We start from the raw sequence: 4564 nt of genomic DNA, 5'->3' as shown, positions 1-4564 counted from the left end.
CCGGCGCGACCGGGGCGGCGGGCGCAGGCGCCGGGGTCTCGGCGGCCACAGCCACGATGGGCGGCGCCTCCGGCAGCATGGGCGCGCAGGCGGCGACGGAGGCGATGAGGATGAGGCGAAGGCTGATACGCATGGCGATAGCTGTAGAGTCCCCTGGGCCGCCCCCGTCATAACAAGTACGCGAGGGCGACGCGTGTTGCTGCAATACCGGGGCCAAAGCGGGGCGTCAGGGTGAAGACCGCGTTCACCGTGTCGTTCAGGTCGCGCTTAACCCGGGCCGGCTAGGGTGGACCCGCTCTCTGATACGGCCTGGTGGCGGAGGGGCGACGCGGCGGAGGTGCAACTCCGCAGACCCTCCGTTCAACTCGGAGGCCAGGCCTCCATCCTCTTTCTGTGCGCCAACGCGAGGGACGCGGTCCCTCGCTGCTTGAGCGCGGTTGACTTGCTTTTGGCGAAGGTCCGGTTTCGACCGGTTGCGGACATTTGCCCGGTCTGCTGCGAGCCCGACCAGACGGCACAGTCGATCGGCTCCGAATCTCCAAGGCGTCAGCCCTCTCGATGGCGACGTATCTGATGGGCCCCTCAGCCTCCCGGCATCCCTGCCAGCAAGCGGGCTGATCGCGATGGTTCAGAACCGCGACAGAATTCCTATGATACCGCTCCGTCGTTCCGGGAGACGAGACCATGCAGTTGCCACGACGGACCTTCCTTGTCGGTGGATTTTCGGCGTTCAGTGCATGCGGCTACGCAATGCCCCGCTCCGGAACTGGAGCAGACGCCCGACTCCAAACGGGGCTGGGTGGAGGAGCGGGTTCCGGTTTCATGAACCGGACCGCGGACGGAACGGGCGCGATTCCGGAGTCGGCCCAGGACGCCCTGCGCGCCCCACCTGTTCGACCCGAGCAGTATGGTCTGCTCACCAACCCTACAGTCGCCACGGCGACCCTGCTCAGGGCCTTCACCCATGCGATGGCCGAAAGGCGGCCGATAGAGCTTTCCGGCCACTATACGATCAATGGGCCGATCACGCCGTTGGCGGCGATCAATGGGATTGAGCTGCACCTTCGCCTGAGAGGGCGAGTGACGATCACGGTCGATGCGGGCGCGAGGGCGTTCCAGCGCGTGTTCTTCGCCGAGAGCGCGACCGTCACGAGCCACAGCATCACCGGCGACGGGACGCTGACCATCGACTGCAACGACAAGGTCGCCGCCGGCATCTGGCTGCGCCACAACGCCGCTCAAATGGGCGGGAGCATCCTGATCGACAGGCCGGTGACCGTGAGGAATGTTCACGGGTCAGCGGTTGACGATACGGTCTCGGGCATCATCGTTTCGGGACGGTTCGCGACTGTCGTCATGCGCTCTCCCACGGTCGAGGACGTTACGCGGGACAAGGCGGCTGCGGAGTGCTCCGGCATCTGCACCTCGCGTGTCGAGGGTGCAGTGGAGCTGTACTCCCCAACCGTGCGCCGCATCCGTATCGGCGCGGGGACGGCTGACGCTGACGGGATCAAATGCTTCGGCCATCAGGCCACTCCATTCCCGGCCAGGGCTCGCGGATCTGTCCGCATCTACGATCCCACCTTTGAGGACTGCCAGGGCCGGTCCTACAAGGATCAGTGCGGCGACACGATCATCTACCGCCCCGTGGTCAGGCGGAACGCCCGGGTCCTCATCGCGGCGGCAAACGCCCTCGAGTTCGACTTCCAGTGCGGCGGCGGGTTGGTGCTCGATGCGCAGGTTGAATACTACCGGAATGGCGCGACCTCGCCGCTGGCGACGTCGCACTCGGTGGTCGCTTTCCAGCAACTCATCAGCGACGCCGAGCTCTACGGCGCGATTCGCAACTCCACGATCATCTCCGACGTGGAAATTCCGCGTTTCGCCCTGGTCGAGGCGAGCGGCGCGGCCTCAACCTCCGAAGTTGATGGCCTGACCCTCATTCCGGCGAACGGCTTCAGCGGAAGCCTGCTCGGGCGTGGCGTGATGGAGTTCAACGCCGCCAAGGTGGTCGCCAAATCGACCGAGACAATCCTGGCGGTCAGGAACGTCTCGGGGCCGATCGCCAGCCCGTGCATCGCCTACACCAGCTACACGCGTGGCGACCTGTCGCAGAAGCTGTCTGTCGAGGTTGACAACTGCTCAACCACGCTGCCCGGCCCTGGCCGGGGCCTGCGGGCGATCTCCGGCATCAGCGGTAACCAGATCATGGCGTTCAGGGCGTTCCGGCTCGGCCGCAACCCCGGCTTCCGAAACGAATAGGACGGCTGGGTCCATCCACGTTCGCAACCCTGACCGGGGCCGGGATCACCGCTGACCACAGAAGGCGTGTTTCCGGAGCCGGAGGACGGTGGACTCAGAGTTTGCCGAAGGCCACGCCGCGCCAGCCCCAGCCGGCCTTCTGTGCGGCGGCGACCAAGGGTTTCTTGATCTCGTCGGTGTCGAATCGATAGCTGTAGACCTCGCCCCAGGAGAGGTCCTCGCGGAAGGCGTAGACCGTTTCAAAGCTCTTTTCCCAGGTCTGGCCGCGGACACCCTCGGCCGTGGCGGAGAGTTCGGGGACGCCGGCGCGCCACTCGACCTCCCACGACTGGTCCACGGCGCGGACCTCGCCCTTCGCTTCGTCGAACTTCATCAACACCTTGAAGACGCGTTTGATGCCGGCCTTGGCGAAGATCTCGTACCATTTGGCGTCGACGATCCGCCACTCGGCCACCAAGTCGACGCCTTCGGGCGCGCCGTCGCGCACGACGAAGGGGGCGGTGTCCCGGTTGACGGCGAGGAGGTGCTCCCGCAGGGCCGGGACAGGGAGGCGCGGCACGCCGGGCGGGGCCGGCTTGCTGCCGGTCATCCAGTCGAACAGTCCCATGGGCGTGGTTCCTGACGGCGCGGCGTTTCGGGCGCGGGCGCCGGAATCGGCTTGCACCATGTGGAGGGCGGGGGCAATCGCGGGCCGGCGGCGCCGGCCATGCCGATCAGACGATCGGAGCCTGCCCATCTGGTTGACGAACCGGGGAAGCCTCTCTATACGCACCGCTCCGCCGCAGGTCCGTCCCGCGGCTTTTCTGTTTTGCTTTTGCCTCAGGACGACGACCATGAAGGTCCGCAGCTCGCTCAAGTCGCTCAAGACCCGCCACCGCGACTGCAAGGTCGTGCGCCGCAAGGGCGTCGTCTATGTGATCAACAAGACCGACCCGCGCTTCAAGGCGAAGCAGGGCTAAAGGTCTTTCCACGCCTTACGGCGCGGTTCGAAATTCCAAAGGCTGCGGACTTGTCCGCAGCCTTTTTCGCGTCTGCCCCCAGCGGTCGTTGAGTCGCGCGCCGTGGCGTGGTTAGCGTCCCTTTGATTTTTTCCGGAGTTCTCCCTTGGCCGACGACGCTTCCTTCGATTCCTCCCCCGACGTGCTGACCTCGGCCGCCCAGGGCCGGCTGCGCACCATCATCGAGCGCATCGAGCGTCTGGAAGAGGACAAGGCCGCCGTCATGGCCGACATGAAGGAGGTCTTCCTCGAGGCCAAGGGCGAGGGCTATGACGTGAAGATCCTGCGCAAGGTCATCCGCATCCGCAAACAGGACAAGGCCAAGCGGCAGGAGGAGGACGCGATCCTCGATCTGTACCTCTCGGCGCTCGGCGAGATCTGACACTGAAGCGATCCGGCTTCGGCGGGGGCGGGGGCGGCGCGAAGAAGCCGCCCGCCAGTCCGTTTGAAGCCGAACGCAAGGCGGCCCAGCGGGCGGCCCTCAACGCCCTCAGACGCGCCCGCCGCTCGGCAGAGAAGGCGGGCGTTTCGCTGTCCGAATGGGAAGGGGAGTTCCTCGACTCGGTCTCGGAGCGGGTGAAGACTCACGGCCGCGCCTTCGGCGACCCCGAGCTGGGCGCGCCGGGGCAGGCGTTGTCGGCCATGCAGGGCCGCAAGCTCAAGGAGATCGCCGCCAAGGCGAAGGGTGAGACGCCGAAGCGGCGGTGGGGGCGGAAGGCCCCGCCGCCCTCCGACGCCTAGAACAGGATTTTCCGGAACGTCAGGCTGACCACCCGGCCCTGGGGGTCGAGGTAGTCGGGCTGGTAGTTCAGCGGGGTGGCGCCGGCGCTGGCGGTGACCTCGGGCCGGGTGTCGAACAGGTTCTGGACCCCGAAATTGACCCGCGAACCCTTCAGCCAGGGGAAGCGGGCGACCCAGGAGGCCTGGGAATTCAGGTCGATGAAGACGTTCAGATTGACCGTCGCCTGATCCGAGAAATTCAGATCCGGGCCGGTCCCGCCGTCGACGCGGGTGCCCTCGCGCCAGTTGGCGTTGACGAAGGCGCCCATGCCGTTGCGGAAGACGCCGCCCTGGGCCTGGATCTCGTTGCGGGGCGTGCCGCCGCGCGAGCCGGTGGCGGCGCCGTCCAGCAGGTCGAGGATCGGCAGGCCGGTAGCGATGACGATCTCATCCTGCAGGCGGTGGGTATGGTAGATCGACAGGTTGAAACGGCCCTGGCCGGGCTGCATGCCGCCCATGCCACGACCGCCGCCGCCGCCCATGCGGAACTGGCCGCCGCCGCCGGGCGGGGGCCCGCCGCCGCC

General features: G+C 67.0%; 5 protein-coding genes and 1 pseudogene. 4 read left to right on the top strand and 2 right to left on the bottom strand.

The genetic code is table 11. From position 1 onward, the window contains the following. Nucleotides 1–822: 822 nt before the first annotated feature. Nucleotides 823–2262 (top strand): hypothetical protein, encoded by a 1440-nt coding sequence (locus QQJ79_RS14915; protein ID WP_284223716.1) that lies wholly within the window; start codon nt 823–825, stop codon nt 2260–2262. A 94-nt stretch (nt 2263–2356) separates the two neighbouring features. Here QQJ79_RS14915 and QQJ79_RS14910 read toward each other — a convergent pair whose 3' ends face one another. Beyond that, complete coding sequence (locus QQJ79_RS14910; protein ID WP_284223715.1) at nt 2357–2869, bottom strand: hypothetical protein; 513 nt, start codon at nt 2867–2869, stop codon at nt 2357–2359. A 226-nt stretch (nt 2870–3095) separates the two neighbouring features. On the opposite strand from QQJ79_RS14910, the gene ykgO reads away from it, so the two are divergent. The 3 genes from ykgO to QQJ79_RS14895 all read left to right on the top strand — a co-directional run bounded on the left by ykgO (nt 3096) and on the right by QQJ79_RS14895 (nt 4001). Further along, entirely contained in the window at nt 3096–3221 is a 126-nt protein-coding gene (gene ykgO, locus QQJ79_RS14905; protein WP_055832286.1) for a type B 50S ribosomal protein L36, read from the top strand. A 145-nt stretch (nt 3222–3366) separates the two neighbouring features. Continuing rightward, a complete protein-coding gene (gene gapR / locus QQJ79_RS14900; RefSeq protein WP_055832288.1) occupies nt 3367–3642 on the top strand; it encodes a nucleoid-associated protein GapR in 276 nt (91 codons plus the stop codon). 2 nt (nt 3643–3644) lie between these two features. After that, complete coding sequence (locus QQJ79_RS14895; protein WP_284223717.1) at nt 3645–4001, top strand: hypothetical protein; 357 nt, start codon at nt 3645–3647, stop codon at nt 3999–4001. Here the strand turns inward: QQJ79_RS14895 and QQJ79_RS14890 are convergent. Beyond that, nucleotides 3998–4564, bottom strand: a pseudogene (locus tag QQJ79_RS14890) (TonB-dependent receptor); the annotation flags it as partial. The gene QQJ79_RS14895 and the pseudogene QQJ79_RS14890 overlap by 4 nt on opposite strands.

This window comes from Brevundimonas denitrificans, from assembly GCF_030160755.1.
GTDB classification, from domain to species: Bacteria; Pseudomonadota; Alphaproteobacteria; order Caulobacterales; family Caulobacteraceae; genus Brevundimonas; species Brevundimonas denitrificans.
This window is presented reverse-complemented; position numbering and strand designations above follow the sequence as displayed.